Source organism: Microbacterium sp. Bi98, from assembly GCF_918698045.1.
Classification (GTDB): domain Bacteria; phylum Actinomycetota; class Actinomycetes; order Actinomycetales; family Microbacteriaceae; genus Microbacterium.
This window is the reverse complement of record NZ_CAKKLK010000002.1, coordinates 424482-443368: the sequence shown is the minus strand read 5'-3', so window position 1 is coordinate 443368 and position 18887 is coordinate 424482. Positions and strand designations below refer to the sequence as shown.

The window sequence follows — 18887 nt, the reverse complement described above, 5'->3', positions numbered from 1 at the left end:
TATGTCTCTCGGGTCAGCGGCCCTGCGAACCGCGACCACGGCCGCCCTGGCCGCCGGAGCGGGATCCGCCCTGGCCACCCTGACGGCTGCCGGCCGTGGCGCCCTGGCCGCCCTGGCCCGAGCGCGGACGACGGCTGCGGCGCGACGGCGGGTTGGCCGCTGAATTGCGCTCGCCACCGGCGGGGCGCTGCTTCGACGACTGACGCTGCTGCTGCTGGGGCTGAACCGGAGCCGGACGAACGTGCGGCGCACGCTCGGGGACGAGCTCGGTGACGGCGTTCGACGTGACGGGCTCGAGCGCGGCGGTGATCGACGCCTTGCGCAGGAGGTCCTTCACATCACGACGCTGCTCGGGGAGGACCACCGTGACGACGGTTCCCGCGGCTCCCGCACGGGCGGTGCGGCCGGAGCGGTGCAGGTATGCCTTGTGCTCCATGGGCGGGTCGACGTGGACGACGAGGTCGACGTTGTCGACGTGCACGCCACGGGCGGCGACGTCGGTCGCGACGAGGACGCGCACGCCTCCGTCGGCGGGATCTGACGAGAAGGCGCCGAGGTTGCGCTCACGCGCGTTCTGCGAGAGGTTTCCGTGCAGATCGACAGCGGGGATGCCCGCCGCGGTCAGCTGCTTCGCGAGCTTCTTCGCCTGGTGCTTCGTGCGGGTGAAGAGGATGCGGCGACCGGTGCCCGAGGCGAGCTCGCGCACGAGAGTGGTCTTGTTGTCGGTGGAATCGACGACGAGCACGCGGTGCGTCATCTCGCCGACGGGCACGCTCTCCTCGTCCACCTCGTGGCTCACGGCGTTCGAGAGGAACCGGCGGGCGAGGGTGTCGATGCCGCGGTCCAGCGTGGCGCTGAACAGCAGGCGCTGTCCGCCGGCGGGCGTGGCGGTGAGGATGCGGGTGACACCCGGCAGGAAGCCGAGGTCGGCCATGTGATCGGCCTCGTCGAGCACAGTCACCTCGACGGAGTCGAGCTGCACGACCCGCTGCTTCATCAGGTCTTCGAGACGGCCGGGGCACGCGACGACGATGTCGACGCCGTTGCGCATGGCCTGTTCCTGGGGACGCTGGCTGACGCCGCCGAACACGGTGGTGACGCGCAGGCCCTTCGCCTCGGCGAGGGGCGCGATGGTCGCGGCGATCTGGGTCGCGAGCTCACGGGTCGGAGCGAGGACGAGTCCTCGGGGGTGCCCGGGGCGGCTCTTGCGCGACGAGGCGGCGAGGCGGGCGACGAGGGGGAGCGCGAAGGCGATCGTCTTGCCGCTGCCGGTGCGGCCGCGGCCGAGGAGGTCGCGTCCGCCGAGCGAGTCGGGAAGCGTGTCGCGCTGAATCGCGAACGCCTCGGTCTTGCCGTCCTTCGCGAGGACGGCGGCAAGGTCGGCGGGCACGCCGAGATCGAGGAAGGAAGTCATGAAGTATCTCCGAGAAATGCACGCACGAGCCGAGGGGCCGGGTGCGGAAGGTGGGCGACGGCGCGGGATCGCGCATCGTTTCGCCGTTCGAAATGGCCAGAACCAGGCAAGTGGCGCGGGAGCGTGTCGACGACGCAGACGTCTCGCAGTGCGAGTGGCGTCACCGCGACCCTATCACGGCGGTCCCGGAGAAGGCTGAGACGGCCCGCTCTCAGCGAGTCGCGCGATCAGGCGTGGAGTGCGTCGTTGAGGGTCACACCGACGCCGGCGCGCTGCACGGCTTCGACCGCGCCGCTCAGCGAGTTGCGGCGGAACAGCAGTCCGTCGCGTCCGGACAGCTCGGAACCCTTGGCGGTCTTCCTGCCGCCGTCAGGCGTCGCCGGGCCGTCGACCAGCACGACCTTCGTGCCGGCCGTCACGTACAGTCCGGCCTCGACGACGCAGTCATCGCCGAGCGAGATGCCGATGCCCGCGTTGGCTCCCAGCAGCGTGCGTGCCCCGATGGAGACGCGGTGTGCGCCGCCGCCCGAGAGCGTGCCCATGATCGACGAGCCGCCGCCGATGTCGCTGCCGTCGCCCACCACGACGCCCTGGGAGATACGTCCTTCGACCATCGACGCACCGAGGGTGCCTGCGTTGAAGTTCACGAAGCCCTCGTGCATGACGGTCGTGCCGGGGGAGAGGTGCGCGCCCAGGCGGACGCGCGACGCATCTGCGATGCGCACACCGGCAGGCTGCACATAGTCGGTGAGCCGGGGGAACTTGTCGAGCCCCTGAACCTGGATCCCTGAGCGCTGGAGCACGGGTCGAAGCCGCGCGGCATCCACGGGGTGCATGGGGCCGGCATTCGTCCACGCCACGTTCGGCAGATGCGCGAAGATGCCGTCGAGGTTGAGTTCGTTCGGTCGCACCAGGAGGTGCGACAGTGTGTGCAGCCGCAGATAGGCGTCAGCGGTCGAGGCCGGCGCCGCATCGAGATCGATCTGCAGCTGTACCGTCTGCACCGAGACGTTGCGACGTTCGTCCGGACCGGTGAACTCCTCGAGCGCCGCGAGCGCGGTGCCCGCGTCGTCGGCACCGGGCTCGACGGCCGTCACCTCGGGGAACCAGGCATCCAGTACGGTGCCGTCACCGGCGATCGTCGACAGTCCAGTACCCCACACGGTGCGCGCCTCAGTCATACCTCCACGGTATCGCGACAGGCGACGAGGGATGGTCCAGATGTCGGGGTAAGTAGGCTGGGGGCATGATGCTCGATCTGACCGCGTCCTCCGTCGACCTGACCCGTGCGATCTGCGACATCCCGAGCGTGTCGGGTGACGAGAAGGCGCTTGCGGATGCCATCGAGCAGGCGATCTCCGCGTACCCCCATCTCGAGGTGATCCGCCACGGCAACACGATCGTCGCGCGCACCGATCTCGGGCGAGCGCAGCGGGTCGCGATCGCCGGACACATCGACACCGTGCCGATCAACGGCAACGTGCCGACGAAGGACGTCGAGATCGACGGCGTCGAGTACATCTGGGGCCGGGGAACCGTCGACATGAAGAGCGGCACCGCTGTGCAGCTGAAGCTCGCCGCCGAGCTCACCGAGCCCTCGGTCGACATCACCTGGATGTGGTACGACAACGAAGAGGTGGAGGCCTCGAAGAACGGGCTGGCGCTCCTCGCCGCGGTGCGGCCGGATCTCTTCCAGGCCGACTTCGCGATCCTCGGCGAGCCGTCCAACGGCGAGGTCGAGGGTGGCTGCAACGGCACGATGCGCGCGATCGTGCGCACCACCGGCGTGCGTGCGCACGCGGCACGTGCGTGGATCGGTGAGAACGCCATCCATCGGGCAGCCCCGATCCTCGCGCGCCTGGCCGAGTACCGTGCACGAGAGATCGCGGTCGACGGACTCCTGTATCGGGAGAGCATGAGCGCCGTGCGCATCACAGGCGGGGTCGCAGGCAACGTGATCCCCGATGCCTGCGAGGTCGAGGTGAACTACCGGTTCGCTCCGAGCAAGTCGGCAGCAGATGCAGAAGCGCACATCCGCAACCTCCTCGCCGGCTTCGACGTGGAGATCACGGACGCCGCAGAAGGCGCGCGGCCGGGCCTCGACGCGCCGATCGCCCAAGACTTCGTGGCCGCCGTCGGCGCCGAGCCTCGCCCGAAGTACGGCTGGACCGATGTCGCTCGGTTCTCCGCCCTCGGCATCCCCGCCGTGAACTACGGACCGGGAGACCCGCACCTCGCGCACCATGACGAGGAGCGCGTGCCGCTCGCGCAGATCGACGCCGTCGAGCGAGGACTGCGCGCATGGCTCAGCTCGCGCTGACCGCGACCCGCCGGTGGGCCGCAGCGCCACTGGCGCTGCGCGTGGCCCTGATCTACCTCGCCGCTCGCGCGGTGACGACCGCGATGATGATCGCGGCGGCGACGCAGTCGACATCGCTGTCGAGGTTCGGCGCAGAACCGGGCCTCGCCGATTTCATCGTCGGGTGGGACGCGCAGTGGTACTGGCTCGTCGCCGAAGAGGGATACCCCTCGGATCTGCCGCTCACCGAATCGGGTGACGTCGCTGAGAACGCCTGGGCGTTCATGCCGGTGTTCGCCTTCGCCGCCAAGGCGATCGGCTTCGTGTTCGGGTCGTGGGGGATGGGCGCCTTCCTGCTGTCATTCGTGGCCGGCTACCTCGCCTGTCTCGGGCTGCACCGATTGCTGCGCGATCGGATCGGCGCGCGTGCGGCGATGTGGGCGGTGGTGTTCTTCGCCTCCGGACCGATCGCGGCGATGTTCCAGGTGGGGTACGCCGAGACCCTGTTCCTGCTGCTGCTCTTCCTGGCTCTCGATGCCACGGTGCGACGGAACTACGCATGGCTGTATCTCCTCATCCCCGTGATGGCGTTCACCAGACCGGGGATTCTCGCGTTCGCGCTGTACCTGGGTCTGCACGGCATCCTCCGCTGGTGGCATCGCAGGGATGATCCGCTCGCCCCGCGCGAGATCGTGCACATCGTGGCGCTCGGCGCACTCGCCACGGTCGCGGGCTTCTCGTGGCAGGTCATCGCCGGCGTCGTGACCGGCGATCCCGGTGCGTACCTGGCGACCGAGCTCTCCTGGCGTCGCAACTGGCTCGTGGGCGGTGTCGACGGGTTCGTGCCTTTCGAAGGGTGGGTCCAGGCATCCCAGTTCTGGTTCGGTCAGTGGGGACTCCCCGGCTCGTGGGGGCCGGTCACCGTCGCGCTCCTGGTGGTGGCAGCGGGTGCCGCCCTGCTCTACGTGCCGCAGGTGCGTGCGCTGGGTCCCGACCTGCGGCTGTGGAGCGCGAGTTACCTCCTCTACCTGCTCGCGGTGTTCTTCCCTCAGTCGAGCACCTTCCGGCTGCTGCTGCCCGTGAGCCCGATCTGGGGAGCACTCGCGGTGCCGCGCTCGCGCGTCTGGCGGCTCGGGGTCCTGGCCGTCTGCCTGCTGGGGCAGTGGCTGTGGATATTCCACATCTACGCCCTGGGGAACACCTTCTGGCAGGTGCCGTGAATGTTAAGGCTTGATGCATTTCTTCATAGGGGACATCCAGGTTCCGGTAACACCCGATAAACTGATCGCATACCACCGGAGGAAAAGGAGCCCACGATGGCAGCGATGAAGCCGAGGACCGGAGACGGACCCATGGAGGCCGTGAAAGAAGGGCGACTCATCATCGTGCGCGTCCCGCTCGAAGGCGGCGGCCGTTTGGTCGTCTCCGTGAACGACGCAGAGGCGAAGGAGCTTCACGACGTGCTGGCAGCCGTCGTGACGCCCGCCTGATCGAACTCGAATTCGCGCACGCGGATTCACGAAGAGGGCGACGGATCGATGATCCGTCGCCCTCTTCCGTCCCTTCACGACGGTGTTCGGCTCAGCTCTCGCCGACGCTGATCAGCTGCAGCAGCCCCTCGCCGGAGGCAGAGACGGTCGCGAGCACGGCTGATGACTCCTGAGTCTCCTGCACGAGCGAGCGGTAGGCGGAGGTCACCTCGTCGCGCTGCACCGGATCGGCGACACGGCCGCCTCCGAGAATGCGGGGGACGAGAACCATTCCGCCTCGACGCACCAGCCGCAGGCCATGCTCGACGTAGTCGATGACGTTCTCGGGGTCGGCATCGACCAGCACGATGTCGTATGACGCCTCGTTCATGCGGGGCAGCACGTCGGCCGCGCGACCTGTGATGAAACGCGCCTTCGTCGCGGGGACGCGTGCGTCGGAGAAGGCCTGACGGGCGGCGGCGAGGTGCTCGGGCTCGTTGTCGATCGAGGTCAGCACCGCCTGCGGCGCGCCGCGCAGCAGCCAGAGACCCGAGACTCCGGCGCCCGTGCCGATCTCGACGATCGATCTGGCACCGGTCGCGGCGGCCAGCACGGCGATCTGCGAGCCGACGGCCGCGCTGATCGGCGACGCGCCGAGTTCGATGGCGTGCGCACGCGCGCGGGCGATCGGCGACGGCTCCGCGATGGACTCGCGGATGAAACGTGCATTCGCATCGTTCTCGCTCATTGCCTGATTCTCCCGACTGAGATATGTGTTCTCCCAGGGTATGCGCTCGGTGCGCGGCACAACGGCAGGCGCGGCGGTAGCCTGGACAGATGCAGTTCGGGATCACCTTCGAGAAGCTGCTGCTCATCGGTCTGATCGCTGTGCTTCTCATCGGACCGGAGCGGCTGCCCCGCTACGCCGAGAGCGTCGCCAAGCTCGCTCGGCGCGCCGGCGAGTTCCTCCGCGACACCAAATCGCGTGTCCGCGACGAGATGGGTCCCGAGATCGACGACGTCGACTGGCGCAAACTCGATCCACGGCAGTACGACCCCCGGCGCATCATCCGCGACGCGCTCTTCGAAGACGACGCTGCGCCCGGTCCCGCCCGTGCGGAGGCAGTCGTTGCGGAGCCGACGGTGAAACCGGTGCGGACGGCGAGGGTGCGACCGGAGTTCTCGGTCGCGAGTCCTCCGCCGTACGATTCCGAAGCGACATAGCCCGAGTCTCCGCCCGGCGGAGCTCCGCTGCGAAGGCTCAGCCGATGCGCGCGCGCAGCGTGGCGAGGTCGTCGTCCGTCACCAGTGACCGGGGGATGGCGGTGATCGCCGACGCGCCACGCAGCTTGAGCAGTACCGCGTCAGCGCCTGCTCGCACGCTCTGGAAGGTGCTGTAGTCGATGTCGGACGAGCGATGCCCCGCGCCGATGTGCAGGGCAGTGTCGCCCAGTCGCACCCAGACGACGGTGCCTGGCGGGGTCGCCGAATGCACGGCACGCCGTGCTCCGACGATCGTCATCACGACGGCATAGACCATCAGACCGATGCTCGCGACGGGGAGCAGACCCGACAGCCCCGGGTTGCCTCCGGTCGCGCTCAGATTCAGGATGCTCAGCGCGAGCGCTGCAGCGAGGGCGATCCACATCACGATCGCCGCAGGACGAGTGAGCGCGTAGACCGCCGCATCTCGAGCCATTCCCCGAAGCAACCGCTCATCGACGGTGACAGTCATGGTCGGGCCTATCCGACATTCATGGGAAGCGACCGGCCGGCGAGTCCGCGCCCCTGTCCGGCGAGAGTGCGGGCCAGATCACGGATCGCCGTCGCCGCCGCATCGGCGCCGTCGCTCAGGACGACCGGCACACCGTCGTCGCCTCCGGAGCGCAGCGCGGGGCTGAGCGGGATCGACGCCAGCAGTGGGACGGACTGCGTCTCGGACAGCGCCTCTGCGACGGCGGCACCTCCACCCGAGCCGAACAGGTCTATCACGGTGCCGTCCGGCAGGGTGAGCGCGCCCATGTTCTCGACCACGCCGATCACCCGCTGACCGGTCTGACGCGCCACCAGCCCGCTGCGGATCGCCACGTCGGATGCGGCCGCCTGCGGGGTCGTCACGACGAGCACCTCGGCGTGCGGCAACAGCTGCCCGATCGAGATCGCGATGTCGCCGGTGCCGGGGGGCATGTCGATCAGCAGGATGTCGAGGTCGCCGAAGAACACGTCCGTCAGGAACTGCTGCACTGTGCGGTGCAGCATCGGACCGCGCCAGGCCACCACGGCCTCGCCGTCGCGCAGGAACATGCCGATGGAGATCGTCTTCACTCCGTGGGCGACGGGCGGGAGCATGAGGTCATCGATGCGCGTGGGCTGTGTCCCCGCGGGGATGCCGAGGAGCCCGGGGATCGAGAAGCCGTGCACATCGGCGTCGACGAGACCGACTGCGAGACCCTGCGCGGCGAGTGCGACCGCGAGGTTCGCCGTCACCGTGGACTTGCCGACCCCGCCCTTGCCGCTGGAGACGAGGATCACCCGCGTGAGCGAGTCCGGGCCGAAGGGCATCTGGCGCGGCGGCCGGCCGTCGCGCAGCTTCTCGGTGAGCGCCTTGCGCTCGGTGGGCGTCATGACACCGACCTCGACGTCCACCTCGGTGATCCCCGGCACGGAGGCGGCGGCCGCGCGGACGTCCGATTCGATGCGGGCGGCAGCCGGGCAGCCGACGATCGTGAGGACGATCGCGACGTGCGCGCGCGGACCGTCGACGTCGATCTCCCGGACCATGTCGAGATCGCCGATGGGGCGTCGCAGCTCGGGATCTGTGACCGCGGCTACGGCCGCCCGCACGGAATCAGCGGTGCTCATGATGATGCGGCGCGGCCGCGGGGGCGTCGCTCGACCGGCTCGTCGTCATGGTCTCCGAGCTCGGCGAGCAGCGACTTGAGCTCCTGCCGCAGCACATCGCGGGTCACGACCTGGTTGTTGCGCTCCTCGAGCGACATCCGCAGCGCGACGATCTCACGGGCGAGGTACTCGGTGTCGGCGAGGTTGCGCTCGGCCCGCTGACGATCCTGTTCGATCTGCACCCGGTCACGGTCGTCCTGGCGGTTCTGCGCGAGAAGGATCAGAGGGGCCGCGTACGACGCCTGCAGCGAGAGCATGAGGGTGAGGGCCGTGAAACCGAGCGCCGCGTCATCGAAGCGCAGGTGGTCGGGCAGCAGTGTGTTCCAGCAGATCCAGAGCACACAGAACAGAGTGAGGATCAGCAGGAACGCGGGGGTGCCCATGGCGCGGGCGACCCACTCGGTGAAACGGCCGAAGCGATCACGCGACGTCGAGCGCTGGCGGGAGGTGCCGCGGCCCAGGGGTGCGTCGAGCCGAGGCGAGCGCGAGCGGGAGCGGGAGCGGGGCATCAGCGCACCTCCTTGGAGACCGTCGGCTCGTCGCTGTCGTGCGTGCGCCAGTCATCGGGCAGCAGGTAGTCGAGGACGTCGTCGATGCTGATCGCGCCGACCAGTCGGTGGGCGGCATCGATCACGGGGAGCGAGACGAGGTCGTAGCTCGCCAGCATCCTGGCGACCTCAGCGGCGGACGCGGTGACCCGCACCGGCTCGAGGCTGTCGTCCATGATGGCCCCGAGACGTTCGTGCGGCGGGTAGCGCAGCATCCGCTGGAAGTGCACCATGCCGAGCAGCCGACCGGTCGGCGTCTCGAACGGCGGCAGGGTGACGAAGACCGCGGCTGCAAGGGCGGGGTGCAGCTCGTGGCGCCGGATGAGGGCGAGCGCCTCGGCCACTGTCGCGTCGGCCGACAGGATGATCGGCTCGGGCGTCATGAGTCCACCGGCCGTGTCGGGGCCGTAACGGAGCAGCATCCTGACGTCCTCGGCCTCTTCGGGCTCCATCAGCTCGAGCAGCTGCTCGAGACGATTCGGCGGAAGCTGCGCGAGGAGGTCCGCGGCGTCGTCCGGTTCCATCTGGTCGAGGATGTCGGCGGCGCGCTCGTCGCCGAGTCGATCGAGGATATGCACCTGCTCGTCTTCGGGCATCTCCTCCAGGGCATCGGCCAGGCGGTCGTCCGAGAGTTCCTCGGCGACCTCGATCATGCGCTGCTGGGGGAGGTCGAGCAGGGTGTTCGCGAGGTCGGCTGCGTGGAGCTCCGAGTACGACGCGACGAGCTGCTCGGCCGACTGGGACTCGCCGGGGGAGTGCTGCTCGGCGACCTCGCTCCAGGCTGCGAACGTGGTCGGTCCCTTCGCGAACGGAGAGGCGCTGGTCTTCGGTCGACGCAGGAAGAGCTGACTGATCGCCCATTCCCCGATGCGGTTCGGCTCGATGGCGACGTCTTCGATCACGGCGGTGCCGCTGCCGTCGACGAGGCTCACCCGACGCCCGAGGAGCTCGGCGAGAACGCGCACCTCGCCGGCGCGCGGTGAGAATCTGCGCACATTGATGAGACCGGTGCTGATCACCTGGCCCGCGCGGATCGACGTCACCCGTCCGATGGAGAGGAAGACCTGTCTGCGCCCGGGGATCTCGACGACGAGGCCGATGACGCGGGGAGCACCCGTACTTCGGTACACGATGACGACATCACGGACTTTGCCGAGCCGGTCGCCCACGGGGTCGAAGACGGCGCAGCCAGCAAGGCGCGCGGCGAATACCCGTTGTGTGCTCACTCGTCCAGCGTAGTCGCCGGTGTCGCAGGGGTGGCCCCCGGCGGCACCGCTGCACGACACACTCCCGGCCCTGTCACCACAAGGCATGGAACAATGGCGGGATGAGCATGCTGAACCGTCCAGCCGACAGCCGCGATGAGGGCGAGATCGTCGCCTCCACACGCGATTACGAAGGCGCCCAGAAGACGGTGTCGAAACTGATCGCCCAGGAGGTGCCCGCCCGGGACATCGCGATCATCGGACAGAGCGTCCGGACGGTCGAGCGCATCACCGGGCGTCTGGGCTATGCGGCAGCCGCCCGATCGGGAGCGATCAACGGCGTGCTCATCGGTCTCTTCCTCTCTGCGATCCTCGTGATCGGCAACCCGGAGGTTCCGATCCAGCTGTTCGTCGGATTCGTCTTCATCGGCGTCGCACTCGGGATGCTTCTGAGCCTCGTCACGTATGCGATCGTGCGGCGACGCCGCGACTTCGCGAGCGTCACGCAGTTCGCGGCCGATCACTACGAGGTCCGCGTCCAGGCCGCTTCGCTCGCGAAGGCCCGTCTCGCCCTGGGTGCGGCCACGCCGGCACCGGCGCGGGCACCGGTGAACCTCGACGAGCCGCCGCGGTACGGCGAGCGCATCACCCCCGGCGCGCACGAACCGGCCGGACAGCCGACGACCACGACACAGCCGACGCCCGAAGAGCCGACGCCCGGAGCCGATCCGACTCCCGGCAGCGAGCCGACACCGCCGCTGGGCGGCGGTGAGACTCCGCCTGCAGAGCCGGCCGTCCCGCCGAGGCCCGCGGATCCGGAGCCGCCGTCTCCCGCGGCGCCCGGGACCGGTGGCGCGGGGGTTCCTCCGAAGTCTGCGGAGCCCGCCTGATGTCAGACGCACCCCGCGATCCGTCGACCCCGTCCGAGCGATCGGCGCAGCCCGCACCGCCGCCCGTGCCTCCCGTTCCGCCCTTCCCTGACGGGCAGCAGCCCGCGGCGCCGGCCCGTCCGCTGAACCCGTACGCCCCGCCGCCGGCGCCCGGCTCAGCCCCGCAGCAGTCGCACGGCTACGCACCGCCACAGGGCTCCGGGTACGCACCGCCGCAGGCCCCGGGGTACGCGGCACCCCAGGCCCCGGGGTATGCGGCACCCCAGGCCCCGGGGTATGCGCCGCCTCAGGCGCCGGGCTACGCGCCGCAGCAATCGGCACCGGGCTACGCGCCGCCGGCCTACCCCGTACAGGGGTACCCCGTCGGCGCCTACCCTGCGGCCGTCCCCCCGCGGGGTCTGCTTCCGTGGGCACTGGGCCTGCTGATCCTCATCCCGTTCCCGTTCGTCGGCGGACTCGCGTCCGGACTCGCCATGGCCGTGAGCGGCGGGGCGTCCCGTCGATACGGCGGGGTCGCGCGTGAGAACGCTCGCGCTGCGCTGAACTGGGGGCTGACGTACCTTCTGGTCTCCACGGTGCTCCTGGTCACGCACTTCGTGCTGCTGTTCGCGCTGACGTCCGATTCGCCGACCACCGGCTTCTACCCGCTCGGCATCCCCATCACCCTCTATTTCGCGCTCTCGGTGCTGCACGTCGTGCTCGTGATCGTGGGCATGGTGCGTGCGTCGAGCGGCAAGGTCATGCGCGTGCCGTTCGCCATCCCATACCTGCGGGCCTGATGATCGAGATCCCTGTCGAGCTGCCCTCCGGGGTGACGACGGTCTCTGCCGACTGGGCGCCCGGAGACAACGGCGCGACAGTCCTGATCGCCCACGGCGCCGGTGCGGGCAAGGACCATCCATTCCTCGTGGGATTCTCGGATGCGCTCTCGGACCGGGGATTCTCCACCCTGCGGTTCAACTTCCCCTACGTGGAGCAGGGGCGCAGGATGCCGGGGCCTGCGGCGCACGCGATCGCGACGTGGAACGCGGCGGTGGCCTTCGCGCGCGATCTCGACGCGGAGGCCGCCATCTGGGCCACAGGCAAGTCCTACGGCGGACGCATGGCATCGATGGCCGTGGCCGAGGGACTGGCGGTCGACGGTCTCGTCTACCTCGGCTACCCGCTGCACGCTCCGGGCAGACCGGAGAAGCCGAGAGCCGACCACCTGCCGGCGGTCGCTGCGCCGCAGCTGTTCGTCGAGGGTACGAACGACCCCTTCATCCAACCTCTGACACAGTTCGATGACGTCGTCTCCACGTGTCAGGACGCCCGCGTCGTCTGGATCGAGGGTGGCGGTCACACCTTCGAGGTGAAGGGGCGCAAGCGTGCGGCATCCGACATCGGCGCGTCGCTCGCGCCGATCGTCGCGGAGTTCGTCCGGCCCTGACAGCATGGCAGGGTGAGTCTCGAACGCGTCGCCCTGATCTCCGATGTCCACGGAAACCTGACCGCTCTCGAGGCGGTGCTCGCCGACATCCATCGCAGGGGCATCGCCCGCATCGTCAACCTCGGAGACACGGCGGGCAAGGGGCCACGAGGCGAGGACGCCGTGCGGCGCTGCCGCGACGTGTGCGAGGTGAACGTCCGCGGCAACTGGGACGACTTCCTGCCGACCATCCCCGACGACGGGCCGTCCGAGATGCTGTGGTGGCGAGATGAGCTGTCGGCGCCGAGCAGGGCGTGGCTCCGGTCGCTTCCGCTGAGTGTCGATCTGGTCCTCAGCGGTCATCGGATCCGCCTGTTCCACGCGTCGGCGCAGAGCCCGCACGTCCGCGTGCACTTCGCCCACACGCCCGAGCAGTTCTCCGCGATGTTCGAGGCGACGGAGATGACCGGCGACGGCCCGCTGCCCGATGTGGTGGGCTACGCCGACATCCACGACGCCTACATCGAATCGAACGACGGACGTACGCTGTTCAACGTCGGAAGCGTCGGGAACCCGCTCGACACACCCGTTCCGTCCTACGTGATCCTCGAAGGAGGACAGTCGGCGGACGATCCCTTCGGGATCCAGTTCGTGCGCGTGCCCTACGACGTCGAGGCCGAGATCGCCGTCGCCGAATCGCTCGACATGCCGACCGCCGATGTCTGGGCCGTCGAGCTCCGCACCGCCGTATATCGAGGGCGGCAGGCATCGCAGACGGCGACGCCATGATCGCTCAGAGGTTCGCGAGGTCCGGATCGTCGAGCAGACGCCTCATCGTCGACCGTCCCAGACCGCTCATGGCGGGGTTCGAGGACTCGTAGTACCAGACGAGGCCCATCGCCTGCTGCAGCGCCCAGGCTGCTCCTCGCCGCCACTCGCTGTCGGAGACGCGCAGACGGTCACGCACGACGGATCGCCCCCGAGCGTCGAACAGATGCCACGCGGCGACGAGATCGAGCGCAGGGTCGGCAGGGCCGAAGCCCCCGCCGTCGAGGACACCGACGAGACGATTGTCGGCCACCAGCAGGTTGAACGGCGTGAGGTCCCGGTGGCTCATGACGTCCGCACCCTCGCGGGGCGCGTCGCGCAGCGAGCTCCAGAGTCGATCCACGCGATCAGGATCGATCCGGTGAGCGCTGCGCTCGATGCAGAGCGCGACCCACTCGTCGTGGTCACGGAGAACACCACCGCGGCCGCGCCCGTCGAACTTCCGTCCGCGGGTCTCGGTCGACCGCAGCGCAGCGATCAGCCCGGAGACGTCCGAGACGAGCGACTCCGACGATGCGTGGCCGGCGGGGGTCGCGGCGACACCCGCCAACCACGTCTGGATCGACCAGGCAGACGGATGCTCCTCGGTCGCCGCGGCGAGTCCGACAGGCCGCGTCGCCGGCACGACGCAGACGTCGGCGAGCTCAGCCATCGCCGCGGCCTCGGCGCCGAGGACATCGCGCGATTCTGCGACGAGCGGGAACCGTGCCGCGAGGTCGTCGCCGATCCGGAAGATCGTGTTCACCGTGCCCGTCGAGCGGACGCGCTCGATCGGCAGGTGGGCGAGCTCGGGGAACGTCTGCGCGATCAGCCGCGCAGCGCGATCGTCCGTGAGTGCGAGCTCGCCCTCGTGCATCCGTGAGGTCAGTGCTGGACTCGTGCGATCCAGGCTTCGACCTCGTCCGCCGTGCGCGGGATGTCCGCCGAGAGGTTCACCGGGCCGTCCTCGGTCATCAGGATGTCGTCCTCGATTCGCACACCGATACCCCGGTACTCCTCGGGAACGGTGAGGTCGTCGATCTGGAAGTAGAGGCCGGGTTCGATCGTGAAGACCATTCCCGGGGCGAGGATGCCGTCGTAGTACATCTCCCGCCGGGCCTGCGCGCAGTCATGGACGTCGATGCCGAGGTGGTGCGACGTGCCGTGCACCATGTAGCGGCGGTGCTGCCCGCCGGTGTCGCCGTCCAGCGCCTCCTGTGCGCTCACGGGGAGCATTCCCCATTCGGCGACGCGCGCGGCGATGACGCGCATGGCCGCCTCGTGGACCTCGCGGAAGCGCACCCCGATTCGAGCCGCGGCGAACGCGGCATCAGCGGCCTCGCGCACCGTCTCGTACACCCGGCGCTGCACCTCGGTGAAGGTTCCGGAGACGGGGAGCGTGCGGGTGATGTCCGCGGTGTACAGGCTGTCCGCTTCGACGCCCGCGTCGACGAGGATGAGGTCTCCCGGCACGACCGTGCCATCGTTGCGGGTCCAGTGCAGGTAGCAGGCATGGGGACCCGATGCGGCGATCGTGTCGTACCCCTCGCCGTTGCCGTCTTCGCGCGCGCGGCGGTGGAAGACGCCCTCGACGACGCGCTCGCCGCGAGCATGAGCGATCGCGTCGGGCAGCGAACGGATGACGTCCTCGAATCCCTGCGCAGTGATGTCCACCGCTCGGCGCATCTCGGCGATCTCGTACTCGTCCTTCACGAGCCGCAGCTCCGAGACGAAGCGGGTGAGGTCGTCGTCCTCGTCGAGCACGAGCTCTCCCTCGGCGGCCGAGAACCTCTCGAGGTGGTCGGTCGCGATGTCGAGGTCTGCCGCGACGCCGGCGAGAGACGGGCGAGGGCCGATCCAGAATTCACCGACCGTGGCGTCCGCATAGAACTCCGTGGTGGTGCGATCGGCGCGCTCCCGGAAGTACAGCGTCACATCGTGGCCGGACTCGGCCGGCTCGAACACGAGGATCGAGTCGGGCTCGGCATCCGAAGCCCATCCCGTGAGGTGTGCGAAGGCCGAATGCGCACGGTACGGGTAGTCGGTGTCGTTGCTGCGCTGCTTGAGCGAACCGGCAGGGATGACGAGTCGCTTGCCGGGGAAGGCAGCGGACAGGGCGGCGCGACGCACGGCGGCGAACGGCGCCTGCGCTCGCGGCGCGGGGATCGACTCGGGGCGCTCCGCCCATCCGGTCGAGATCGTGTCGAGGAATCCGCGGGGGAAGGGCTGCTTCCGATTCGTGGTGGTCGTCTCGGCGGGAGTCTCGGTCGTGGGCTCTGCGATCGTGTCGCGCTCAGCGGTGCTCATCCCTCCAGTCTGTCACCTGAGCGACGGCCACGGCATGTCAGCCTGCGGGTTCGAGCTGCACCACGAGACCGCGGTGGTCGCTTCCCGAGCCGCCGATCACGACGGAACCCGTCGTGGACCAGCTCGGCGACGCCATGACGTGGTCGATCGGGGTGCTCAGCAGCGCCGGCAGCGAGCTCGGCCATGTGCCGCTGTATCCGTTGCCGGAGCGGCTCGCACCGTCGCGGCAGTACCCCATGTCGCCGCCGTCGACGCCGAGCCCCGCCATGTGGTCGATCGTGGCGTTGAAGTCGCCCGCGAGGATGAAGTTCCCCTCGGGGCACTGGTCGGCGATCCAGCGCAGGTCGCTCTGCCACTGCGCCATGTCCTCCATCCGGGGCGCGACGGCGTGCACCGCGACGATCGTCGGGCCCTCGCCATCGACCGGCATCAGCACCGCGCTGGGCACCGAGCCGGTGTTGTTGGAGCCGTCCTCGGACGACTCGATCACGGAGTACTCGCCGAGGTCGGGGGAGACGAGGACGGTCGTGTGCCAGGACTTGGGGCCGTCGACGACATCGGGCTTGAACTGCACATGGTGCACCCACATGGGGTGATCCTGATCGCGCAGCAGCACGGCGATCTGCTCGCCCACCTCTTCGGTGGTCTCGGGCAATGCGACGACGTCAGCGCCACGCTCGAGGATCTCCCGCGCGATCTCCTCGGCGGACACCTCGTCGCCGGCCGTGTTCCAGGTGAGCACCCGGATGCTCGAATCGGTGGCGGCGGGGAGCGTGTCCGCGCCGAACCCGCGCATGAAGCCGATGGCTCCCGTCGCACCGGCGCCGAGCAGGGCGACGATCAGCACGGATGCCGCGAAGCCGCGCAACGGCTTCGCGAACAGGAGCAGCAGCGAAACGGCCGCGACGAGGAGGAATGCCGCCAGGACCACGCCGCGGGCGGCGACGATCTGCGCGAACGGATAGGTCTGCTCGAGATGGAAGAACTGCGGCCAGACGACGACGGCCGTCGCGATCGCGAGCAGCACGGTGACGAGGATCCCCAGTAGTCGAAACATCCTCTTCAGCCTAGAAGTCCTCTCTGTGAAGTCCCTAGAGCGACAGGCGTGCGCGGCCGACGTCCACGGTCGTCGGTACGCTCGGAGCATGGCCACCGCTCGATCCCGCCGTTTCGCCGGTCCGTCCGACCTGCACATGCACTCGAACCACTCGGACGGAACGGAGTCGCCCGGCGATGTCGTGCGCCAGGCACACCGGTTCGGGGTGCGCACGATGGCGCTGACCGATCACGATCGCACGACGGGGTGGGACGAGGCGGCAGCGGCGACGGCTGAGCTCGGGATGACGTTCATCCCCGGCATGGAACTCTCCGCGAAACACGAGTGGCGCAGTGTGCACGTGCTGGGCTACCTCTTCGATCCGCTCGACGAGGCGCTCGGATCCGAGACCGATCGCATCAGAGGCGACCGGATCGGTCGTGCCGAGCGGATCGTCCGCAGCATCGGTCGTGACTACGACCTCGACTGGGACGATGTCCTCGCCCAGACCACTCTCGACGCGACCGTCGGCCGTCCGCACATCGCCGATGCCCTTGTGGCGCGCGGAATCGTGCGCGACCGCACCGAGGCGTTCGACGGGATTCTGCACCCCAGAGAGGGCTACTACGAGCCGCACTACGCGCCCGACCCCCTCACGGCAGTGCGTCTGATCACCGAGGCCGGAGGGGTGGCGATCATCGCGCACCCTGCCACGATCGGCCGCGACCACATGATGCCAGTGCCGTTCATCGAGCAGCTCATCGCCGCAGGCCTGGGCGGTTTCGAGATCGATCATCGGGAGAACACCGCGGCAGGCCGGAAGACGCTGCACGCGATCGCCGCGAAGCACGATCTCATCGTCACCGGCTCGAGCGACTATCACGGCACCGGGAAACCCAATCTGCCGGGCGAGAACACCACATCCGACGAGATGGTGGAGCGACTGATCGAGCGCGCGACCGGCTCCGCGCCCCGCTACGCCTGACGCCGGGACGGCAGAGGGGCGGATGTCGCAGCTGCAGCATCCGCCCCTCTGTGAGTCCCTGAGGTGGAGTCGATCAGGCTCCGACGACCGGAGCCGCTCCCGCGCCGCCCGAACCCCCGCGGCGACGACGGCGACGACGGGCCGGGGCCGGCTTGCCGTCGTGGTGCTCCTTGCCTGCGCCGTCGTGGGTGCCGGCGCCCTCGGCGCCGCGGTCCGCTGACGGCGAGGACTGAGAGTCTCCGGGTGATGCGTCGGCAGCGCCCTCGGCGAACGTCGAGCCCACCGGGGTCGAGCCGCCCCGACGACGCCGACGACGGCGGGTGCCGCCCTCATCCGTGCCCTCGGCCGCGGCATCGGCCGCACGCTCGGGGCGCGGTGCGCGCTCGGTCTTCACCGACTGGGTCTTGGGAGCCGACACGAGACGGCCCTTGGTGCCTGCGGGGATGTCGAGGTCACTGAACAGGTGCGGGCTCGAGGAGTAGGTCTCGACCGGGTCGGGCTGCCCGAACTCGAGGGCGCGGTTGATCAGCGCCCACTTGTGCAGGTCCTCCCAGTCGACGAAGGTCACGGCGATGCCGGTCTTGCCCGCACGGCCGGTGCGACCGGCGCGGTGCAGGTACGTCTTGTCCTCGTCGGGGATGGTGTGGTTGATGACGTGCGTGACATCGTCGACGTCGATGCCGCGGGCGGCGACATCGGTCGCGACGAGGACGTCGCGCTTGCCGGCCTTGAACGCGGCCATCGACCGCTCGCGCTGGTCCTGTCCCATGTCGCCGTGCACGCCGCCGACGTTGAAGCCGCGGTCGCTGAGCTCGTCGACGAGGCGCTGCGCGGCGCGCTTGGTACGGGTGAAGATCACCGTCTTGCCGCGACCCTCCGCCTGGAGGATGCGGGCGATGATCTCGTCCTTGTCGAGCGAGTGGGCGCGGTACACCAGGTGCTTGATGTTCGCCTGCGTGAGACCCTCGTCGGGGTCGGTCGCGCGGATGTGGATCGGGTTCGTCATGAACCGACGAGCCAGCGCGACGATCGGTCCGGGCATGGTCGCGGAGAACAGCTGGGTGTGACGGACGGCCGGGACCTTCTGGAAGATCTTCTCGATGTCCGCGAGGAATCCGAGGTCGAGCATCTTGTCGGCCTCGTCGAGCACGACCTCGGTCGCGTTGGAGAGGTCGAGCAGACGCTGGCCGGCGAGGTCGATCAGGCGACCGGGCGTGCCGACGACGATCTGGGCGCCCGCCTTGAGCTGGTCGATCTGGCCCTCGTATGCCTTGCCGCCGTAGATCGCGACGACGCTGGTGGAGCGGTTGCTCGTCAACAGGTCGATGTCCTCGTACACCTGCACCGCGAGCTCGCGCGTCGGCACCACGATGAGCGCCTTGACGCCGTGCTCGGGGTCGAGGCCGAGCCGCTGCACCACGGGGATGCCGAAGCCGAACGTCTTGCCTGTTCCGGTCTTGGCCTGGCCGATGATGTCCTGGCCCGGAAGGCCGAGGGGGATGGTCTGCTCCTGGATCGGGAATGCGTCGACGATGCCCTTGGAGGCGAGAGCGTCGATGATGTCCTGATCGATTCCGAGATCAGCGAAGGTTGTCAATGTTCAGATGCCTGTCCGGCG

The 18887-nt window shown here is 69.3% G+C and carries 20 protein-coding genes; 9 read left to right on the top strand and 11 right to left on the bottom strand.

Going from position 1 to position 18887, the window contains the following annotated elements; all coding sequences use genetic code 11:
* Nucleotides 1-13: 13 nt before the first annotated feature.
* Entirely contained in the window at nt 14-1414 is a 1401-nt protein-coding gene (locus tag LQZ85_RS05860; RefSeq protein ID WP_053095576.1) for a DEAD/DEAH box helicase, read from the bottom strand.
* 227 nt (nt 1415-1641) lie between these two features.
* Nucleotides 1642-2595 (bottom strand): 2,3,4,5-tetrahydropyridine-2,6-dicarboxylate N-succinyltransferase, encoded by a 954-nt coding sequence (gene dapD, locus LQZ85_RS05855; protein WP_056278079.1) that lies wholly within the window; start codon nt 2593-2595, stop codon nt 1642-1644.
* 65 nt (nt 2596-2660) lie between these two features.
* On the opposite strand from dapD, the gene dapE reads away from it, so the two are divergent.
* The 3 genes from dapE (at nt 2661) to LQZ85_RS05840 (ending at nt 5203) form a co-directional block, all read left to right on the top strand.
* Nucleotides 2661-3734: a succinyl-diaminopimelate desuccinylase gene (gene dapE / locus LQZ85_RS05850; protein WP_056278082.1), complete on the top strand. Its 1074-nt coding sequence runs from the start codon at nt 2661-2663 to the stop codon at nt 3732-3734.
* Nucleotides 3716-4933, top strand: a complete 1218-nt coding sequence (locus LQZ85_RS05845; RefSeq protein WP_230100668.1) for a hypothetical protein — start codon at nt 3716-3718, stop codon at nt 4931-4933. Before dapE ends, LQZ85_RS05845 begins: the two co-directional genes overlap by 19 nt.
* Nucleotides 4934-5029: 96 nt before the next feature.
* Nucleotides 5030-5203, top strand: coding sequence for a DUF3117 domain-containing protein (locus LQZ85_RS05840; protein WP_067122349.1), 174 nt, complete (start codon nt 5030-5032; stop codon nt 5201-5203).
* Between the two features lie 91 nt (nt 5204-5294).
* Here the strand turns inward: LQZ85_RS05840 and LQZ85_RS05835 are convergent, their stop codons facing one another.
* Complete coding sequence (locus LQZ85_RS05835; protein ID WP_053095580.1) at nt 5295-5930, bottom strand: class I SAM-dependent methyltransferase; 636 nt, start codon at nt 5928-5930, stop codon at nt 5295-5297.
* Between the two features lie 89 nt (nt 5931-6019).
* Between LQZ85_RS05835 and LQZ85_RS05830 the strand changes: the two genes are divergently transcribed.
* Nucleotides 6020-6406, top strand: a complete 387-nt coding sequence (locus tag LQZ85_RS05830; RefSeq protein ID WP_053095581.1) for a twin-arginine translocase TatA/TatE family subunit — start codon at nt 6020-6022, stop codon at nt 6404-6406.
* Between the two features lie 37 nt (nt 6407-6443).
* Here LQZ85_RS05830 and LQZ85_RS05825 read toward each other — a convergent pair whose 3' ends face one another.
* From LQZ85_RS05825 to LQZ85_RS05810, 4 genes are read right to left on the bottom strand one after another with little or no spacing between them, the layout of a single operon-like run.
* On the bottom strand, nt 6444-6917 hold the full coding sequence (locus LQZ85_RS05825) for a hypothetical protein (RefSeq protein WP_082297768.1): 474 nt from the start codon (nt 6915-6917) through the stop codon (nt 6444-6446).
* An 8-nt stretch (nt 6918-6925) separates the two neighbouring features.
* On the bottom strand, nt 6926-8044 hold the full coding sequence (locus LQZ85_RS05820) for an Mrp/NBP35 family ATP-binding protein (protein ID WP_056278087.1): 1119 nt from the start codon (nt 8042-8044) through the stop codon (nt 6926-6928).
* The gene (locus tag LQZ85_RS05815; protein ID WP_230100667.1) at nt 8041-8592 is read right to left on the bottom strand and encodes a DUF1003 domain-containing protein; all 552 of its coding nucleotides are present in this window, start codon (nt 8590-8592) and stop codon (nt 8041-8043) included. The genes LQZ85_RS05820 and LQZ85_RS05815 overlap by 4 nt, the downstream gene beginning before the upstream one ends.
* Entirely contained in the window at nt 8592-9857 is a 1266-nt protein-coding gene (locus LQZ85_RS05810) for a CBS domain-containing protein (protein ID WP_053095585.1), read from the bottom strand. Before LQZ85_RS05810 ends, LQZ85_RS05815 begins: the two co-directional genes overlap by 1 nt.
* Before the next feature lie 101 nt (nt 9858-9958).
* Here LQZ85_RS05810 and LQZ85_RS05805 point away from each other — a divergent pair, with 101 nt between their 5' ends.
* From LQZ85_RS05805 to LQZ85_RS05790, 4 genes are read left to right on the top strand one after another with little or no spacing between them, the layout of a single operon-like run.
* Nucleotides 9959-10726: a general stress protein gene (locus tag LQZ85_RS05805; RefSeq protein WP_230100666.1), complete on the top strand. Its 768-nt coding sequence runs from the start codon at nt 9959-9961 to the stop codon at nt 10724-10726.
* On the top strand, nt 10726-11505 hold the full coding sequence (locus LQZ85_RS05800; RefSeq protein WP_230100665.1) for a DUF4870 domain-containing protein: 780 nt from the start codon (nt 10726-10728) through the stop codon (nt 11503-11505). Before LQZ85_RS05805 ends, LQZ85_RS05800 begins: the two co-directional genes overlap by 1 nt.
* The gene (locus LQZ85_RS05795; RefSeq protein ID WP_230100664.1) at nt 11505-12155 is read left to right on the top strand and encodes an alpha/beta family hydrolase; all 651 of its coding nucleotides are present in this window, start codon (nt 11505-11507) and stop codon (nt 12153-12155) included. Before LQZ85_RS05800 ends, LQZ85_RS05795 begins: the two co-directional genes overlap by 1 nt.
* Nucleotides 12156-12167: 12 nt before the next feature.
* The gene (locus LQZ85_RS05790) at nt 12168-12923 is read left to right on the top strand and encodes a metallophosphoesterase family protein (RefSeq protein ID WP_230100663.1); all 756 of its coding nucleotides are present in this window, start codon (nt 12168-12170) and stop codon (nt 12921-12923) included.
* A 4-nt stretch (nt 12924-12927) separates the two neighbouring features.
* On the opposite strand, the gene LQZ85_RS05785 is transcribed toward LQZ85_RS05790, so the two are convergent.
* Genes LQZ85_RS05785 through LQZ85_RS05775 form a run of 3 tightly spaced genes read right to left on the bottom strand, consistent with a single transcriptional unit; the run spans nt 12928 to nt 16305 of the window.
* Nucleotides 12928-13818, bottom strand: a complete 891-nt coding sequence (locus LQZ85_RS05785; protein ID WP_230100662.1) for a phosphotransferase — start codon at nt 13816-13818, stop codon at nt 12928-12930.
* Nucleotides 13819-13826: 8 nt separating this feature from the next.
* Nucleotides 13827-15248, bottom strand: coding sequence for an aminopeptidase P family protein (locus LQZ85_RS05780; protein WP_230100661.1), 1422 nt, complete (start codon nt 15246-15248; stop codon nt 13827-13829).
* Between the two features lie 37 nt (nt 15249-15285).
* Nucleotides 15286-16305 carry an endonuclease/exonuclease/phosphatase family protein gene (locus tag LQZ85_RS05775; protein WP_230100660.1) on the bottom strand — a complete coding sequence of 340 codons (1020 nt, stop codon included), beginning with the start codon at nt 16303-16305 and terminating at the stop codon, nt 15286-15288.
* An 88-nt stretch (nt 16306-16393) separates the two neighbouring features.
* Between LQZ85_RS05775 and LQZ85_RS05770 the strand changes: the two genes are divergently transcribed.
* On the top strand, nt 16394-17269 hold the full coding sequence (locus LQZ85_RS05770; protein WP_187249398.1) for a PHP domain-containing protein: 876 nt from the start codon (nt 16394-16396) through the stop codon (nt 17267-17269).
* A 73-nt stretch (nt 17270-17342) separates the two neighbouring features.
* Here the strand turns inward: LQZ85_RS05770 and LQZ85_RS05765 are convergent, their stop codons facing one another.
* Entirely contained in the window at nt 17343-18866 is a 1524-nt protein-coding gene (locus tag LQZ85_RS05765) for a DEAD/DEAH box helicase (protein WP_053095593.1), read from the bottom strand.
* Between the last annotated feature and the right edge of the window lie 21 nt (nt 18867-18887).

What these genes read in the sequence shown, in the direction of transcription:
- LQZ85_RS05860 (WP_053095576.1), bottom strand. Translation starts at nt 1,414, where the DNA reads ATGACTTCCTTCCTCGATCTCGGCGTGCCCGCCGACCTTGCCGCCGTC.
- dapD (WP_056278079.1), bottom strand. Translation starts at nt 2,595, where the DNA reads ATGACTGAGGCGCGCACCGTGTGGGGTACTGGACTGTCGACGATCGCC.
- dapE (WP_056278082.1), top strand. Translation starts at nt 2,661, where the DNA reads ATGATGCTCGATCTGACCGCGTCCTCCGTCGACCTGACCCGTGCGATC.
- LQZ85_RS05845 (WP_230100668.1), top strand. Translation starts at nt 3,716, where the DNA reads ATGGCTCAGCTCGCGCTGACCGCGACCCGCCGGTGGGCCGCAGCGCCA.
- LQZ85_RS05840 (WP_067122349.1), top strand. Translation starts at nt 5,030, where the DNA reads ATGGCAGCGATGAAGCCGAGGACCGGAGACGGACCCATGGAGGCCGTG.
- LQZ85_RS05835 (WP_053095580.1), bottom strand. Translation starts at nt 5,930, where the DNA reads ATGAGCGAGAACGATGCGAATGCACGTTTCATCCGCGAGTCCATCGCG.
- LQZ85_RS05830 (WP_053095581.1), top strand. Translation starts at nt 6,020, where the DNA reads ATGCAGTTCGGGATCACCTTCGAGAAGCTGCTGCTCATCGGTCTGATC.
- LQZ85_RS05825 (WP_082297768.1), bottom strand. Translation starts at nt 6,917, where the DNA reads ATGACTGTCACCGTCGATGAGCGGTTGCTTCGGGGAATGGCTCGAGAT.
- LQZ85_RS05820 (WP_056278087.1), bottom strand. Translation starts at nt 8,044, where the DNA reads ATGAGCACCGCTGATTCCGTGCGGGCGGCCGTAGCCGCGGTCACAGAT.
- LQZ85_RS05815 (WP_230100667.1), bottom strand. Translation starts at nt 8,592, where the DNA reads ATGCCCCGCTCCCGCTCCCGCTCGCGCTCGCCTCGGCTCGACGCACCC.
- LQZ85_RS05805 (WP_230100666.1), top strand. Translation starts at nt 9,959, where the DNA reads ATGAGCATGCTGAACCGTCCAGCCGACAGCCGCGATGAGGGCGAGATC.
- LQZ85_RS05800 (WP_230100665.1), top strand. Translation starts at nt 10,726, where the DNA reads ATGTCAGACGCACCCCGCGATCCGTCGACCCCGTCCGAGCGATCGGCG.
- LQZ85_RS05795 (WP_230100664.1), top strand. Translation starts at nt 11,505, where the DNA reads ATGATCGAGATCCCTGTCGAGCTGCCCTCCGGGGTGACGACGGTCTCT.
- LQZ85_RS05785 (WP_230100662.1), bottom strand. Translation starts at nt 13,818, where the DNA reads ATGCACGAGGGCGAGCTCGCACTCACGGACGATCGCGCTGCGCGGCTG.
- LQZ85_RS05780 (WP_230100661.1), bottom strand. Translation starts at nt 15,248, where the DNA reads ATGAGCACCGCTGAGCGCGACACGATCGCAGAGCCCACGACCGAGACT.
- LQZ85_RS05775 (WP_230100660.1), bottom strand. Translation starts at nt 16,305, where the DNA reads ATGTTTCGACTACTGGGGATCCTCGTCACCGTGCTGCTCGCGATCGCG.
- LQZ85_RS05770 (WP_187249398.1), top strand. Translation starts at nt 16,394, where the DNA reads ATGGCCACCGCTCGATCCCGCCGTTTCGCCGGTCCGTCCGACCTGCAC.